At 58.8% G+C, this 15,809-nt stretch carries 19 protein-coding genes; all 19 read right to left on the bottom strand.

All coding sequences use genetic code 11. From position 1 onward, the window contains the following. Nucleotides 1-16: 16 nt before the first annotated feature. Nucleotides 17-694 carry a flagellar basal body L-ring protein FlgH gene (locus tag RAK07_RS00930; protein ID WP_305730984.1) on the bottom strand — a complete coding sequence of 226 codons (678 nt, stop codon included), beginning with the start codon at nt 692-694 and terminating at the stop codon, nt 17-19. 16 nt (nt 695-710) lie between these two features. Continuing rightward, nucleotides 711-1,433, bottom strand: coding sequence for a flagellar basal body P-ring formation chaperone FlgA (flgA, locus tag RAK07_RS00925; RefSeq protein WP_305730983.1), 723 nt, complete (start codon nt 1,431-1,433; stop codon nt 711-713). Further along, nucleotides 1,433-2,221 (bottom strand): flagellar basal-body rod protein FlgG, encoded by a 789-nt coding sequence (flgG, locus tag RAK07_RS00920; protein WP_305730982.1) that lies wholly within the window; start codon nt 2,219-2,221, stop codon nt 1,433-1,435. Before flgG ends, flgA begins: the two co-directional genes overlap by 1 nt. 19 nt (nt 2,222-2,240) lie before the next feature. After that, nucleotides 2,241-3,002, bottom strand: a complete 762-nt coding sequence (gene flgF / locus RAK07_RS00915; RefSeq protein ID WP_305730981.1) for a flagellar basal-body rod protein FlgF — start codon at nt 3,000-3,002, stop codon at nt 2,241-2,243. A gap of 13 nt (nt 3,003-3,015) precedes the next feature. After that, nucleotides 3,016-3,768 carry a FliA/WhiG family RNA polymerase sigma factor gene (locus RAK07_RS00910; RefSeq protein ID WP_305730980.1) on the bottom strand — a complete coding sequence of 251 codons (753 nt, stop codon included), beginning with the start codon at nt 3,766-3,768 and terminating at the stop codon, nt 3,016-3,018. Further along, complete coding sequence (locus RAK07_RS00905; RefSeq protein ID WP_305730979.1) at nt 3,765-4,694, bottom strand: MinD/ParA family protein; 930 nt, start codon at nt 4,692-4,694, stop codon at nt 3,765-3,767. The genes RAK07_RS00910 and RAK07_RS00905 overlap by 4 nt, the downstream gene beginning before the upstream one ends. Beyond that, a complete protein-coding gene (gene flhF, locus RAK07_RS00900) occupies nt 4,691-6,016 on the bottom strand; it encodes a flagellar biosynthesis GTPase FlhF (protein WP_305730978.1) in 1,326 nt (441 codons plus the stop codon). The genes RAK07_RS00905 and flhF overlap by 4 nt, the downstream gene beginning before the upstream one ends. Beyond that, on the bottom strand, nt 6,006-8,096 hold the full coding sequence (flhA, locus tag RAK07_RS00895) for a flagellar biosynthesis protein FlhA (protein ID WP_305730977.1): 2,091 nt from the start codon (nt 8,094-8,096) through the stop codon (nt 6,006-6,008). Before flhA ends, flhF begins: the two co-directional genes overlap by 11 nt. A 301-nt stretch (nt 8,097-8,397) precedes the next feature. Then, nucleotides 8,398-9,468 (bottom strand): flagellar biosynthesis protein FlhB, encoded by a 1,071-nt coding sequence (flhB, locus tag RAK07_RS00890; RefSeq protein ID WP_305733456.1) that lies wholly within the window; start codon nt 9,466-9,468, stop codon nt 8,398-8,400. 3 nt (nt 9,469-9,471) lie between these two features. Further along, the gene (fliR, locus tag RAK07_RS00885) at nt 9,472-10,269 is read right to left on the bottom strand and encodes a flagellar biosynthetic protein FliR (RefSeq protein ID WP_305730976.1); all 798 of its coding nucleotides are present in this window, start codon (nt 10,267-10,269) and stop codon (nt 9,472-9,474) included. 4 nt (nt 10,270-10,273) lie between these two features. Further along, nucleotides 10,274-10,543 carry a flagellar biosynthesis protein FliQ gene (gene fliQ, locus RAK07_RS00880; protein ID WP_305730975.1) on the bottom strand — a complete coding sequence of 90 codons (270 nt, stop codon included), beginning with the start codon at nt 10,541-10,543 and terminating at the stop codon, nt 10,274-10,276. A 12-nt stretch (nt 10,544-10,555) separates the two neighbouring features. Next, on the bottom strand, nt 10,556-11,326 hold the full coding sequence (gene fliP / locus RAK07_RS00875; protein ID WP_305730974.1) for a flagellar type III secretion system pore protein FliP: 771 nt from the start codon (nt 11,324-11,326) through the stop codon (nt 10,556-10,558). Then, nucleotides 11,326-11,784 carry a flagellar biosynthetic protein FliO gene (gene fliO / locus RAK07_RS00870; RefSeq protein WP_305730973.1) on the bottom strand — a complete coding sequence of 153 codons (459 nt, stop codon included), beginning with the start codon at nt 11,782-11,784 and terminating at the stop codon, nt 11,326-11,328. Before fliO ends, fliP begins: the two co-directional genes overlap by 1 nt. Then, entirely contained in the window at nt 11,781-12,086 is a 306-nt protein-coding gene (fliN, locus tag RAK07_RS00865; protein ID WP_305730972.1) for a flagellar motor switch protein FliN, read from the bottom strand. Before fliN ends, fliO begins: the two co-directional genes overlap by 4 nt. Further along, complete coding sequence (fliM, locus tag RAK07_RS00860; RefSeq protein ID WP_305730971.1) at nt 12,083-13,066, bottom strand: flagellar motor switch protein FliM; 984 nt, start codon at nt 13,064-13,066, stop codon at nt 12,083-12,085. The genes fliN and fliM overlap by 4 nt, the downstream gene beginning before the upstream one ends. 9 nt (nt 13,067-13,075) lie before the next feature. Then, nucleotides 13,076-13,621 carry a flagellar basal body-associated FliL family protein gene (locus RAK07_RS00855; protein ID WP_305730970.1) on the bottom strand — a complete coding sequence of 182 codons (546 nt, stop codon included), beginning with the start codon at nt 13,619-13,621 and terminating at the stop codon, nt 13,076-13,078. 143 nt (nt 13,622-13,764) lie between these two features. Next, on the bottom strand, nt 13,765-14,655 hold the full coding sequence (locus RAK07_RS00850) for a flagellar hook-basal body protein (RefSeq protein WP_305730969.1): 891 nt from the start codon (nt 14,653-14,655) through the stop codon (nt 13,765-13,767). 91 nt (nt 14,656-14,746) lie between these two features. After that, nucleotides 14,747-15,130, bottom strand: a complete 384-nt coding sequence (locus tag RAK07_RS00845) for a TIGR02530 family flagellar biosynthesis protein (RefSeq protein ID WP_305730968.1) — start codon at nt 15,128-15,130, stop codon at nt 14,747-14,749. Next, nucleotides 15,127-15,798: a flagellar hook assembly protein FlgD gene (locus RAK07_RS00840; protein WP_305730967.1), complete on the bottom strand. Its 672-nt coding sequence runs from the start codon at nt 15,796-15,798 to the stop codon at nt 15,127-15,129. Before RAK07_RS00840 ends, RAK07_RS00845 begins: the two co-directional genes overlap by 4 nt. Nucleotides 15,799-15,809 lie beyond the last annotated feature (11 nt).

Raw genomic sequence — 15,809 nt, 5'->3', positions numbered from 1 at the left:
AACGGGCGCTTCGTCGTTAGAACGGCCAGATCCGATCGATAACGTTCATCAACCAGCCCGGTTTCTGGCGATCGGAAATGATCCCCTCGCCTGAATAACTGATCTGTGCATCTGCCACATAGATGGAGTTGATCGTGTTCTCAGGCGTGATGTCGCGGGGCCGGATCGTCCCCCGAACCGTCACAATCTGCTCTTCGTGGTTCACCTTGACGTTGCGTCGTCCCTCAATCTTGAGGTTGCCGTTGGAGAGCACATCCACCACCTTGGCGGTGATGGTGGCGGTCAGGGTCTCCTTGCGGCTGGTGGAGCCGCTGCCGTCGAAGCTCGAACCGGCATTGGCATTGATCAGATTTTTCAGGTCGGCAAAGTTACTGGTGATGATTTTTGACCCCTCCAGCCCCATGAAATTCGGAATACCGGCCTGCAGTTCCGATGAGCGGCTGGTGGCCGTGGAGGCCTCTTTGCTGGCGCTGGCGGTCTCCACGATCACGATCGTCACGATATCGCCCAAACGCCGGGCCTTGCCGTCATCCGTCAGCGAAATGCTGGCTGCCTGCCAGATGGAGCCATTGGCGTAACTGGGGGCGGGCTGACGGATCTGCTGGTCAAAGCTGGGGGTTACCACCTCGGTTTGCTGGGCGGCGCATCCCGCCAGCAGGAACAGGGTACTTGTTGCTATAAGCACTCGCTTCATCATTTGATTCTCCACGTCAGAACCCGACTTCCACCGTGGAGGCATCCACCACCCGCGCCGGAATTTCCTTGCGCGAAGAGAGATTCTCCACCCTGATCAGGTCCCCGACCCCGCCCGAGCTCTTGGCCCGGCCGGCCACGGTGATCCGGAGCCCCGGACGCTCCAGCACGATCGTCACCAACTGCCCGCTGACAACAACCGGTACGGTCACCAGTTGATCATTCCGCACCGGATAGCCCGCACGCACGGTCACACGGGTTTTGCGGCCCACTGCATCGGCGATGGTTTTGATATGGTGTCCCCCGGCAAGAGCCAGATCCTGCACCCGCAACGCCACATCATCGGCGCCGAGGACGGTACCGGAGAGCAGCTGTCGGGTTGCCACCACCATTTCGGTCTGGGCATCCACCACCAGGCGTACCGGCAGATTTTTTTCCACCACGCCGCCCACCCGCACTACCACGGCAAGGCTTACCGCCCCCCAGCCGGGCCAGCTCGCGGGCGCAATCACCTCGTAGTCGCGCGCGCCCTTGGGAACCGTATGGCCTTGGGGGACACTCAACTGGCGGATGATGGTCTGCCATCCCCGATCGGCAAGCCGGCTTTCCAGAAAACTGTTCACCGCTGTCCGGATTTCCTTCTCCGGAAGCGGCACCTGGGCTGCAGCAACCAAGCCGGGAACGACCAGTATGAACAGTACCAGCAGCACCCCTATGAAACGCCGGTCAGGTTGCAGCATCAGCGCTTGAGGTTGTTGGCCAGCTGCAGCATCTCGTCCGAGGTGGAGATCGCCTTGGAATTGGCTTCATAGGCGCGCTGTCCCACGATCATGTTGACCATCTCTTCCGCCACGCTGACGTTACTCATCTCCAGAAACCCCTGGCCGATGGTCCCCAGGGCATTCTGCCCCGGCGTACCGGTGGTGGGGTTACCCGATGCCTCGGTCTGCTGATAGAAGTTCCTGCCCATGGAGGAAAGACCGGCAGGGTTGTTGAAGTTTGCCAGCTGGATATTGCCCACCGTGGAGGGGGTCGTCTGTCCTGCCTGCACCACCGAAACGGTACCGTCGGTACCGATGGTGATCTTGGTAGAATTGTTGGGGATGACCAGCTCCGGCAGCATCGGATACCCCTCCGGCGTCACCACCCTGCCGTTGCTGTCCATCTTGAAGGCGCCCGCCCGCGTATAGGAGGTCGTGCCATCCGGCATCTGAATCTGGAAGAAGCCGTCCCCTTCAATGGCCATATCGAGCTGCCCACCGGTATGCTGAAAGTCGCCGGGTGTAAACTGCTTGGAAACGGCGGCCAGCTTGGAGCCCATGCCGAACTGGATGCCGGTGGGAATCTGGTTGGCGTTGGTAGCCGGCGAACCGGGATTCTGCACCGTCTGGTACATCAGGTCCTGAAAATCTGGCCGGCTTTTCTTGAATCCCGTGGTATTGACGTTGGCCAAGTTGTTGGCGATAACGTTGATATTCTGGGACTGCGAATTCATACCGGACGCTGCGGTCCACAAGGATCTCATCATGGTTGGTTACTCCCTTCGGTTAAACTCTGGCCAGTTCGTTGACCGCTTTGGATGCCATATCGTCATAGCTGCGGATCACCTTCTGGCAGCTCTCGAAGTACCTGCTGGCCTCGATCATCTGTACCATGGATGATACGGCATCAACATTGGACTCTTCCAGCGCCCCCTGCACCACGGTGGTCATCGGTCCCACCGGTTGGGGCGCCATATTCTGGTTACCGGCAACAAAGAGCGTACCCGCTGTCTTGGTAAGCTGATACGGCTTGGGGAAATCGAAAATTCCCAGCGAGGCGACCGCCTCATTGTTCAGGGTGATGTTCCCCTGGCTGTCCACCACCGGCTTACCGCCAAGCTCCTGCGCGGCAATGTTGATCACGATCGGCTGCCCCGTCTGCGATTGGACCGGATAGCCGCTGGCCGTGATCAGCGTCCCGTCGCCGGCCAGCCGGAAGTTCCCCTGGCGGGTATAGGCGGTCCCGTCCGGCGTGGTCACGGCGAAAAAGCCGTCCCCCTGGATGGCGACATCCAGCACGTTTCCGGTCTGACGCAGGGAGCCGGCGCTGAAATCGGTGATCATGCGATCCCCCAGCAGCACTGGGTCAGCGGTCTGATTCTCCGGCACTGCCGGCGGGTTCCGGTCACCGGCCAGCAGACTGTCGAACACGATGCGGTCCTGCTTGAATCCGCTGGTTCCTACATTGGCCAGGTTGGAAGTGATGACATCAAGTCGCTTCATGGCTGCCAGATTCCCTGACAGGGCCGAATACATGCCGCTGTTCATTGCAGCACTCCTTTCACGGACGGAAAAACTTCATCTTGCTGCGCAGCCGAACCATCGACTGGCTCAGTATCTGGCAGATCCTCGATTCGGTCAGGTGCAGGACCGCGCCGATCTCTTTGAGATTCATCTCTTCATAATAGTAGAGGGTCACCACCAGCCGCTCCCGTTCGGGCAACGCCTCGATCGCCGCCCCCAATACTTCCACCAGCTGCCGGTTCATGGCCTGCTGCTGCGGTCCTTTATCATCGTCGTCACGCAGCACATCGGCGATGCTCACGGGATGCCCCTCGTCGTCATCCCAGCTGTCGTCGAGGCTGATGAAGCTATGCTCATGGATGTCGTCCAGGAGACGGTAGTAGTCATCCATGCTGATCTGCAGGCTTTCCGCCACCTCGCGACCGGTGGGCGTCCGCCCCAGCTGTTGTTCAAGACTGCGCATCTCCCGTTCCACCGCTTTGCACTTGTCGCGCATGGTCCTGCTCATGCTGTCGCAGGCGCGCAGCTCATCCAGAATTGCACCCCGGATATGCTGCTCGGCGAAGGTCTTGAACTGTACTCCCCGGCTGCTGTCAAACCGGTCGGCGGCGTTCACCAGACCGACGACCGCCGCGCTGGCCAGATCCTGGCTGTCCAGATGGGCGGGCAGCTGGGCGGACATGCGGTTCACCAGATATTTGACCAGCGGAAGATGCTGCAGTATCAGTGTTTCCCGTTGATGCCAGCTCCGCTCTCCCGCCTGCTCTTCATACGCCTTGAGCCTGCTCATAGGCCGCCTGTTCCGGGCCCTTCAAGGTATCTGCGGAAGAAGAACTGGATATTCCCCTTGAGCCTCGCCTGGCGGCTGTTTTCAAGGACTCTGGAGGCCAGGGTGGCAAAGCAGTTGGCGGCGTCCGAGTCGGCATGCAGTTCGAAAACCGCTTTCTGCTTTTTCACCGCATCGATCAGCCGCTCGTCTCGCACCACACATCCGAGGTAGTCCAGGGAAATGTCCAGGAACCGCCCCGCCACATTCGCCAGTTTTCTGAAGACCTCCAGGGCATCTTCGCTGTCCCGCGCCATGTTGACCAGCACCTTGAAATGGTGCTCGGAGTAACGGGTGGCCAACAGCTTGATCAAGGCATAGGCGTCGGTGATCGAGGTCGGCTCCGGCGTGACCACCACCAGTATTTCCTGGGCCGCCACCGTGAAGTAGGTGACGTTTTCTGAAATACCGGCCTCCGTATCGATGAACATGATATCGAAGGCCTCGTCCAGCATGTCCAGCTCGTCAAGGAGCTTCATCTTTTCGTGCTGGCCGAGACTGGTATACTCCTGCACCCCCGAACCGGCCGGGATGAGCTTGATGTTCGGCGTCACGTCGATGATGATTTCAGAGAGCATCTTCTCGCCGGACAGTACATGGTTCAGGTTGTACTGGGGCGAGAGCCCCAGCAGCACATCCATGTTGCCGACGCCGAGGTCGGCGTCGATGATCAGGATACGCTTCCCCTTTGCCGCCAGTGCCATGGCAAGGTTGGCGACGACGTTACTCTTGCCGACCCCCCCCTTGCCGCTGGTGACCGCAATAACCCTGATCCCCTGTCCGCCGGCAATCCGGGCGGCATCGGTGCCGGCCTGTTCGTTCTTTTTCGCCGTGCGGGCCATCTGGCGGAGCGTGTCCGCCTGATCGCCGGTTCTGTTGACCGCGCTCATTCGGCACCCTCCCTCAGCATCAGTTCAGCCAGCTTGTCAGAGGTGGCAACCTCGATATCCTCCGGCACCCGTTGGCCATTGGTAAAATAGGCAAGCTGCAGATTGGTCTTGAGCAGCAGGTTGATGATGCAGCCGATGCTTTCGCATTCGTCAACCTTGGTAAACACCACTTTACTAATCGGTAATATGCTGAAGCGGTTAAGTATCTCTTCCAGCTCCCGGTCCTTGGTGGTGGCGGAAAGGCACAGGAAAATATCCGGCTGAACGGTATTCTCCAGAAAGCTCTTCATCTCTTCCAGCTTCTCGGAATCCTTGTGGCTGCGCCCGGCGGTATCGATCAGGATCAGGTCGGACTGGCTGTGCTGCTTGATCGCCTTTTCCAGTTCTTTTGCCGTGGAAGCCACCTCCAGCGGAATACCCATGATCCTGCTGTAGGTCTTCAGCTGTTCCACGGCGCCGACCCGGAAGATGTCCATGGTGATCAGGGCGACCTTGTTCCCCCGGTTCAGGGCGTACATGGCCGCCAGCTTCGCAGTGGTGGTGGTCTTGCCCACGCCGGTGGGGCCCACCAGAGCGATGATGCGCGGCGCGTTCTTTTTCAGACGCAGCAGGCCGGCAAATTTGATCAGACGGCCAAAGGCCTGGCCCAGCCGCCCCTTCAGCGACTGCTCCGACTGGTCAACCGGCAGCGACTGCATGGTTTCCAGGATCTTCTGTTTGATCTCCGGCGAAATTCCCTGCCGCTCCAGCTCCTGTTGCAGCGGCGAAATCGCCTCATCAGGCTCCGCCCCGCCACGCGATCCTCCCTCGTCGGTCCGGGCGTCGGGCCACTGCACCGTCTTGACGCCCCCCTCCTGACTTTTTACCAGTGTGTTCAGGAGCAGCTTCTTGATCTCCTCGATATCCTGGCGGGGGATGTTGTTCAGGTTAAGGGCAGCATCCGCTTCGGGACGCTGCTGAACCTCGGCGCTGGGTGGAGAAGCGGCGTTTCGCCCGGCTTCGTCCTTGCGCGCCAGCATTTCCACCCGTTCCCGCAGCTCTTTCAGCTCCCGGGCCAGGGGACCCAGCATGGAATTCTCGAACTCCTCCTTGGCGGTCCGCTCCCGTTCGGGCCGTTCCTTCGGTGGCGGTGGCGGCGAGGGAGCCGGCCGCTGCGGGTCGATCGCCGCCGTCACCTTGACCACCTGCTTGCTGAAAAATCCGAGAATACCGCCGATCTGCTCCTTTTTGGTGGAAAGGATCATGGCGTCCGGGCCCAGTTCCGCTTTAACCAGACGCAACGCTTCGGCCATGGTTGGAGCCTGAAATGTTTTAACCAGCATTGACGCTCACCACTCCTAACGACTGTATTTTGATATTCTGGGGTATCTCATTGTGGGACAGCACCGCCACGTGGGGCAGGAAGCGCTCGATCAACTTCTTGACATGCCGGCGGATGGTGGGCGAGGCCAGCACCACCGGCTGGGCACCATAGAGACCAAACCGGTCAACCGTGGTGCGGACCCCGTTAATGATCTGCTGGGCAACGGCCGGCTCCATGGCGAGGAAACTGCCCTGGTCGGACGGCTGAATCGCCTCGGCCACCATATCTTCAACCACGCGGTCCAACGTCACCAGGTAGAGCGTCTCATCCTCCACCTTGAACTGATCGACGATGAACCGCCCCAATCCCTGTCGGACAAATTCCGTCAGCACGTCCGGATCCTTGGTGAGGCCGGCGTAATCGGCCAGCGTTTCAAGCACCGTCCGCAGATCCCGGATGGAAATTCCTTCCTTGAGCAGACTTTTGACTACCCGCAGCACGGCCCCCAGGCTGAGCTGCCCCGGAATCAGTTCGTCCACCACCTTGGGAGCGGAGACCGCCACATTGTCCAATAGCTGCTGCATCTCCTGGCGGCCCACCAGTTCATGGGCATGGCGCCGGATGGTTTCGCTGATATGGGTGGCGATGACCGTGGTGCTGTCCACCACGGTGTAGCCGTTCACCTGGGCCTGCTCGCGTTCCTCGCCCCGTATCCAGACTGCCGGCAGGCCAAAGACCGGCTCCTTTGCGGAGGGCCCGGAAATCTGGGCAACAACCGAGCCGGAATCCATGGCCAAGTACTGGCCGGTCAGCTCGCTGCCGCCGACACGGGCACCACGAATCAGGATGTTGTACTCATAGGGTTTCAACTGCAGGTTGTCGTGGATATGGATCGGCGGTACGACAAAGCCCATTTTCTGGGCGAACTGACGACGGATGGAGCGGATACGCTCCAGCAGCTCCCCATCCTGGGAGGCATCCACCATCGGCACTAGTCCGTAGCCGACCTCAAGCTCAAGGGTATCGAGGGGCCTGATGGCGGAGGCCTGGTCAATGGCCTCTTCCGCGCCGGCGGCCTCCGCGGCGGCGGCCTCCTCCTCAACCACCTGCGCCATCTCCCGGGACATCCGCCCCACCATCCAGGCAACGGCGGAAAGCAGGAAGAAGGCGAAATGGGGAAGGCCCGGAATCAGGGCAAACAAAAACATGACCCCGGAAGCGACATAAAATGCCTTGGGATAGTTGAGAAACTGTCCGGTCAGCTCATGGCCGAAATTATTTTCGTCAGCGGTACGGGTGACGATCACGCCGGCGGCGGTGGAGATGATCAGCGCCGGAATCTGGGCCACCAGCCCCTCGCCGATGGTCAGCAGGGTGTAGTTGGCCAGCGCCACGTCAAGGGCCAACCCCTGCTGCCAGATACCAATGATCAGGCCGCCGAAGATGTTGATCAGCATGATCAGGATGCCGGCAACGGCATCACCGCGCACGAACTTGCTGGCACCGTCCATGGCGCCGTAGAAGTCGGCTTCCCGTCGTATGTTTTCGCGGCGCTTGCGGGCTTCCTTCTCCGACAGGTAGCCGGCGGAAAGATCGGCATCGATCGCCATCTGCTTGCCGGGCAGCGCATCCAGGGTAAAGCGGGCCGCCACCTCGGCGACACGCCCCGCGCCCTTGGTGATGACCACGAAGTTGATGACCACCAGAATCAGGAACATGACCGCGCCGACCACGTAGTTGCCGCCAACGACAAAGGAGCCGAATGCCTTGATGACCGCGCCGGCGGCATCGGTCCCCTCACGGCCGTGCAAGAGGATCAGGCGGGTACCGGCAACGTTCAGCGCCAACCGGAAGAGCGTCGTTACCAGGAGTACCGACGGGAACACTGAGAATTCCAGTGGATTGCGCGTATAGAGACAGACCAGCAAAATTGCCAGCGCGATGGTGATGTTCGCTGCCAGAAATATGTCCAGAACCACTGCCGGCAGCGGAATGATCATCAGCGCGAGGATACCGATGATCCCCACCGCGACGTAGATGTCGGAGTGTTTTCTGAAGTTGGTGAGTTCCAATGCCTGTACGGAGCTTTCTCCTGCCATGCCGTCCCCTGACTAATCCGCTACATACCGCTGCTATGCGGTGCTGTCGAATGTTTGACAAACGAGAGACAATGCAGGTTCCGTGCCGTCACACCTCGACAAAAACAGCCTCAAAAGCCTGAGAATCCGCGCATCCCGCCAAAACAATGTCACGCTTCCCCGCCCAAGCGTTGTCGATATTTTGACATTGTCTGAATTATGACACCAGCAGTATCTGCAGAAGGAATGGGGGGGGCGACCGGGGAGAGGGAGCCGTAGGGACTCGGACACGGTATCCACAGGGGTACCGCAGCGCATCCGGTCAGAGCGTTCCCTTCAGGCGGTAGACATAGGCAAGCACTTCGGCAACTGCCGCGTAGAGCGACTCCGGTATTTCGTGGTTCTCCGCCACCTGATCGAACAGCTCGCGCGCCAGGAAACGGTTTTCCACCAGCGTGATCTTATGCTCACGGCCCAGCGCCTTGATGGCCTGCGCCATTTCGTCAGCTCCCTTGGCGATGACCACGGGAGCCATCATGGTGGCGCGGTCGTACTTGAGAGCGACGGCATAGTGGGTCGGGTTGGTGATGATGACATCGGCGGTGGGAATGATGGCGGTCAGGCGACGGCGGGCGGCCTGGTACTGCAGGTTCCTGATCTTTCCCTTGATCTTGGGGTCCCCTTCCTGGTTTTTGTGCTCATCCTTCACCTCCTGCTTGGTCATCTTCAGGTTTTCGATGTAACGCCACTTGACATACGCCATATCCAGCAAAGCAATCAACAGCATGATGCCGCAGGTATGGGTGACGATTCTGAAGGCGACATGTCCGGCGTAGGCCAGAATGCCGGGGATATCCGACTCCGCCAGATGCATCAGATTCTGCAGCTCATCCTGCATGACCCGGTAGGCGATCCAGCCGATGATGAAAATCTTGAGCAGCGACTTGAAGATTTCGACCAGCGCATCCTTGTTGAACAATTTTTTGAAGCCGCTGAGCGGATTCAGCTTGTTGGGATTGAAGGACAGCCGGCTCCATTGCAGGTCGAAGCGGCCATTGTCCTGCACCACGTGTGATACCACGCCGGTGAGCATGACGATGGCAATGATGGGCAGCAACAGCAGGACAATCGTACCCGCTGTTTTGATGAACAGCGTGTGGACATTCTCCGGGGTCAGTTCAAAACTGCCGATCTGGCCGTACACCGACACAACCGTGGTTTTCAGGCCGGACAGCAGGTAGCCGCCAAAGAGGTAGAGAGCGGTCATGCCGGCAAGCAGGGTAAACCCCTGCGTCATCATCTGCGAGGTGGGGGGAGCCCCCTTCTTTCTCGCCTCCTCCAACTTGTGACTGGTCGGCTGTTCTGTCTTGGAATGTTTATCCTCGTCAGCCAGGGATCATCCCCCCTTTGCCATCAACCGGAAGACGGTGTCGATCTGCTCCTTCAACTGGCCGAAGGACACCTCCAGCACGTGAAAAAACAGCAGAAGCGTCGCTCCCAGCACCATGAATCCAAGACCGATATTCAGGGGAAAGCTGACCATGAAGACGTTCATCTGGGGAAAGGACCGCGCCATGACTCCCAGCACGACACTGGTCAACAGCAAGGTCACCATCACCGGCGCCGCCAGCCGGATGCCCAGCATCAGCAGCTCTGACGACGCCTTGACCAGGAAGCGGATCAGGGCCTCGCTCATCTGCCATCCCCCCAGCGGAATCACCCGGAAGCTGTCGACGATGGCACCGATGAACAGGTGATGAATGTTCAATGACAGGAACAACAGAGAGGCCAGCAGCAGCTGCATGACTGACATGATCTGGGTCTGTGCCCCCTGGGCGGGGTCAATGACCTGGGCAATGCTGAAACCCATCTGCATGCCGACGATCTGACCGCAGAACTCAACGGCGCCAAAGATGATCTGGGTAATGAAACCAAGGGTGAGTCCGATCAGCACCTCCTGCAGCACCAGCAGCCCCATGGTGAAAACATCGGCGGGTACCGCCGGCGGTGTAAGCCGCAGGATCGGCATACAGACAATGGTGATGCCGAAAACCACCGCCACCTTGATCCGGGTGGGAACCCGGCGGCCGCCAATGAGCGGCATGGCGGCAAACAAGCCGCCGATACGGCACAGAACGAGAGCGAACAGAAATATATCCGACGGGGTCGGCAGGGGGGAAGCGAAGGGAAACATGGACCTAACGCCGCATCAGCGCGATCAGTCCGTAGATCTCCCGGGTAAAGTCAGTCATGTAGCTCATCATCCAGGGAAAGAAGATGATAACCGCCACCATGACCGCGATGATCTTGGGAGCAAAGGAGAGCGTCGCTTCGTTGATGGACGTGACGGCCTGAAAGACGCTGATGGCAAGTCCCACGACGAGGCTGAACAACAGCAGGGGTGAGGCGAGCAGCAGGGTGGTTTCAAAGGTGCGCCGGGCGATCTGGACAACGAGTTCGGGAGTCATGGTTCCACCTTTTTAGCCGAAGCTCTTTACCAGCGAGCCGATCACCAGTCCCCAGCCGTCAACCAGTACGAACAGCAGGATCTTGAACGGCAGAGAAATCATGACCGGCGGCAACATCATCATACCCATGGACATCAGCACGGAGGCAACCACCATATCCACCACGATAAAGGGGATATAGATCAGGAAGCCGATCTGAAAAGCGGTACGCAGTTCCGATATCATGAAGGCCGGAATAATGGTCAACGTCGGAATGTCGTCGGCATTTTTCGGTCGTGCCTGCTTGGAAAGACTGACGAACAACGCCAGATCCTTCTCACGTGTCTGGGAGAGCATGAAGGTGCGGAGCGGCTTCACCGCGCGCTCAAAGGCCTGGTCTTGGGAAATGGTTCCGGCCCGGTAGGGCTGGTAGGCATCCTTGTTGATCTGCTGCCAGACCGGCGTCATGATAAAGAAGGTCAGGAACATGGCCAAGGCCAGAATGATCTGGTTGGAGGGTGCCTGCTGGGTCCCCATGGCGGTACGCAGAAAGGAAAGCACGACCACGATGCGGGTGAAGGAGGTGGTCATGATCAACAAACTGGGAGCCAGGGACAGAACCGTCAGCAGCAGGAAAATCTGGATGGTGGTTGACACCTGTCCGGGCGTGCTTGCCGTACCGACGCCGATATTAAGCGATGGCAGGGGAACCGGCTCGGCAAGGGCCTGCCCAGCCCAGGCCACCAGCAGGAGCGCCGGCAGCAGAATGCCCGTCAGTCGATATGGGAAAAGCTTTGAAGCCATCAGACAGTCCGTGGGGGGGGCTCCGGAGCGCCGGAACCGGATTTGAATCGCTTGAAAACCGTTGCAAAGGGGAGTTTTACGTTTGAATCCTCGATGATGTCACCTTCTTCGAGCATGGCGACCTGCTTGACCAGCGACAGGTTGCCATCGCTACTGGCCAGCAACAGGTACTCACCGCCGACCTCCACCAGGATCAGAGATTTGCGGGGCTCCAGCGGCCGTACCTCGATGACTCTGATGTACCGGCTGCCGGGACGAAGGGCCGGCACCCGGTGCATGAGCCGTGTCGCTCCGTAGTAGACCAGCAGAATCAAACCGAGGACCAGCACCAGTGCCGCTCCCATCTGGAACAGGCTGGAAAGCAGGCTGAAACTATCGGTTGGCGGGCTCGTGCCCATTCCCCACGCCACAGCAGGCAGCAAAACCGTCACCGCTCCGGAGACGGTACACTGCTTCACAAAATTTTCTCCACCCGTTCATTGGGACTGACAATATCCACCAGGCGCACGCCGAACTTTTCGTTGACCACGACTGCCTCACCCCTGGCAACCAACTTGGAGTTGACAAAAATATCGAGCGGCTCCCCGGCGAGCTTGGTCAGTTCGATCACGGCCCCCTGGTTCAGTTGCAGAACATCCTTCACCAGCAGCTTGGTGCGTCCCAGTTCCACGGTAACCTGGAGGGGGATATCGAGAATAAATTCAAGATTTTTCCGCTCCTGATCAGTCTCTACCGCTGCTGTTTCCGGTTTTTCATTCACTTTATTGTCCCCTTGTCGGCCAAAATGCTGCTTATCTGAAATGCCTTGTTTCCGTGACGGATACCCGGGACTCCCTGAAACTTGGGCACCCCCTCCACCTTGACGACCAGCTCGCTGGTGCTGGGCTTGTCGAGCATGATGGTGTCACCCACCGCCAGGTCGAGCAGCTCACGCAACGAAATATTCGCATTACCCAGTTCCACCGACATCTCCAGCGGTGCGTCCAGAATCTCGGATGAAAGCCTGAAGGACCATTGCGGATCAATGGCCATCAGGTCAAACTGCATCCCCTCCTTCAGCTTGTCCCTGATCGGCTCGATGGTCATGATCGGGACCGTGAAAATCATGGTACCCGGTGTCTCTTCGATCTGGACCTTGACCATCATGGTCACGACCTGGTACTCCGGCGGCACGATCGTCACCAGGCGGGGGTTCATCTCCATGCGCAGCAGGTTCACCTTGGCGGGATAGAGCGGCAGCCAGGCCTTTTCAAGGTCGGCCAGAATATCGATGACGACCTTCTCGACCAGCTTCAGTTCCAGGTTGGTAAACAGGCGGTTCGGATTCAGGGCGGTACGGCTGGTGCCGCCAAGTACGCTGTCGATGATGGCAAAGGCCATCGAACTGTCCATGGCCAAAAGCGCCGCCCCCTTGAGCGGCTCCAGCTTGAAGATGGCCATGCAGACCGGTGTCGGCAGGGTCTGGATGAAGTCGTCGAACTTGTAGGATTTAGCCCCGACCTTCTTGATTTCAACCGATTTACGCAGGCGGTTCGACAGTGTGATCCGGCTGTAACGGATATAGCCATCGTACACGATATCGAGGTTCGGCACGAACCCCCGGTATGCCTCGGTATTGAAGAGGTCATAGTTGACGGCGCTGCCCTCTGCCTTGGCAAGCTCCTTCTCCGGCTCGATCCTGCCTTCGAAGACCGCATTCAGCAGCGCTTCAATTTCGGCTTTGGTGAGGATTTTCTCCATGACGTACCGTTACTGCACGACAAAATCGGTAAAATACACCTTGGTGACCTTACCCTGGGCCACGATCTTGCTGATCGCAGCCAGGATCTCTTCGCGCAACTGATTTTTACCCTGCACGTCCTGCACATCCTGCAGCGTCTTGGTGGTCAACAGCACCAGTATGGCATCGCGGATGGCGGCAAGACGCCCTTCCAGCTCGGCCTTAACCGCCGGATTCGCCATTTCCATTTCGATTTTGACTTTCAGGTAGCGCAGTTCCTGACCATCGTAGATGTTAACAATGAACGGCTCCAGAGAAAAGACCGTCGAGACACCAGCAGCAGGGGCGCCGCCATGCCCGCCACCGCTTGCCGGTGCCGCGGCGGCTGGTGCGCCATTGGCGTCGACCGCGGCCTTGTCGCCTTCCTTCTTCTTGTCTCCCGAGCCCATCATCATGAAAGCTGCAACACCGCCGATGATCAGCACCAGCGCGACTGCGCCGATAATAATGAACAACTTCTTCTTGCCATCACCGTCTGCCGGTGCTTCGGCGCCCGTCTGATCTTCCTTTGCCATCTGCTCCTCCGGAGAACGTACTCAGATTCCCTGTTACATGTGCCGTACTATGTATAACGAAATCATGGATTTTGCAACTATTGACGAAAAACGGGAGGCCCAGAGCCCCCCGTTTTGTGCGGAATTTTTCCGGGCTTTACGAACTACCGCTTCAGGTTCAGCACTTCCTGAGTCATTTCATCTGCCGTGGTAATGGTTTTGGAGTTGGCCGAATAGGCCCGCTGGGTCAGAATCATCTTCACGAACTGGGCAGCCATGTCCACGTTACTTTGCTCGAGGGAGTTGGAGAACAGTTTCTCCGACGTGCCGTTAGCGGTGTTATCCGCAGCGGTGAAGGCACCGGTGGGCACCCCGGCCTCCGACGTCACCTGGAACAGGGTACCTCCAACCTTGGTCAGCCCCCCCGGGTTGGGCGGATTGACCACCGCGATGGCGCCGTTGGCAAGCGCGGTTGCGTAGTTGGCCGATGTTGCCGCCAGGGCGGCACCGCCGTTTCCATTGTAGTAGTAGGCGGCGCCATTGACGTCAACGTAGGTAATGACGCCTTGGCTGTCAATCGCGGTGACCTTGACGAAGTCGCCCGCCGTGGCACCATCGGTGTAGAGAAACTTGATCGGTTCACCGCCGTTGGCTTCGAGCAGAACATATCCGTCCGGGTTCACCAGGTTGTAGTCGCTGTTCGCCCGGAAGGCGCCGGCACGAGTCAGAAAGGCATCTTCCGTATTGACGGCCGCTGTTTCGCCCGGTTTACCGAGAGCAAAGAAACTGTTTCCCTGGATTGCAAGATCGGAGGTCACTTCCGTCGACTCGAAGGACCCCTGTCCGAAAATGTTATCCACTTTCTGAATCATGGTGCCGCGGCCGATCTGCGAGTTATTGCCGATATCCGCCGAAAGCATGTCGGAAAACAGCATGCGACCGTACTTGAAGCCAACGGTGTTGACGTTGGAAAGGTTATTACCGATAACGTTGATACCTTCGGCGTTGGCCAGCAGACCGGATACGCCGGTGAACATTGCTGAGGTGATACTCATTGGTTGTGCCTCCTGTTGTGTGGGTGGAGATGCGTCAGTCGGTCGGCATCTCCGGGGCTTCCTCAAGAGGGCCGGCCCCGTTTTGGGTTGGTTAGATAACTACTGCCGAATCAATGTTGGTAAATACGTTGCCTTTCATCTGCGCACGGTCCATGGCAGTGACGACCGTGCGGTTGCTGATACTGACCACCAGCGCCGCATCGCCCATCATCACCAGCGATTCCCGGCCGCCTTTCTGTGCCACGCTGTTCACGGCACCGGCCAACTGCTGCAGCTGGTCTTGGCTGAAGGTGATGTTGCGAGCCCTCAGGCGATCCTGGGCATGCTGTGAAAATCTGACCCCCTGGGTCTGCTCCAGCATCCGGGCAAAGGGACTTTCGCCGGCCGCTTTCGCCGGCTGCTGCCGGGCCGGCTGATTCGCTGCGGTTGCCGGCTGCAGCGGGTTGGGCAGAAATATCTGATCAACGCCGCTCATGATTCCTTGACGGATACGACAGTGCTGAAGGGGATCACGACCGGTCCCATGGACACGTAGGCGACACCGTTCAGGAACGATACGCCGTCAGCCTTACCGGTCGTCGCGGTGGCGGCCTGCTGCTGCTTCCCCAGCGGGTTGGTGCCGTTGACCGCAAACGTATAGGTACCGGCGGGCTGCAGATTGCCCTGGTCGTCCTTGCCATCCCACTGGTAGGTCGAGGTACCCGGATTTACGGTGCCGAGATCGATGGTTCGCACCACCTGCCCGGAGCTGTTGGTAATGGCCAGCTTGGCTCCGGTCAACGTCGTAGCGGTCTGATAGCTTGCTGTTGTGCTTTCCGAGCCGTTAAAGCCGATTTGGTCGCTATCGGCAGTCACCTGCTTGCCGATCAGTGAAACCGCGCCCATGGCCAGGCTGCTGTTCTGTGATGTCAGTAATTTTTCCAGGGTTGCGGTGGTGTTGTAGGCCTGCTCAACCTGGGTCAACTGGCTCAACTGTTGCAGCATGGCAGAGGCATCCTGCGGTGCCAGCGGGTCCTGGTGCTGCAATTGGGTAACGAAGAGCTTGAGAAAGTCGTCCTTGTCCATCCCTAGCTTTTTCTTCATCTGCTCAGCAGCGGCTGTCGTCGTTGTTGTTGATGCTGTGTTCGTAGCGGAAGCTTCCATCCGTCATTCAC

It is taken from the genome of Trichlorobacter ammonificans (assembly GCF_933509905.1).
In the GTDB taxonomy this organism is placed as follows: Bacteria; Desulfobacterota; Desulfuromonadia; order Geobacterales; family Pseudopelobacteraceae; genus Trichlorobacter; species Trichlorobacter ammonificans.
Note: the sequence above shows the minus strand (reverse complement) of the source record. Positions and strands in the feature narration are given on the sequence as shown.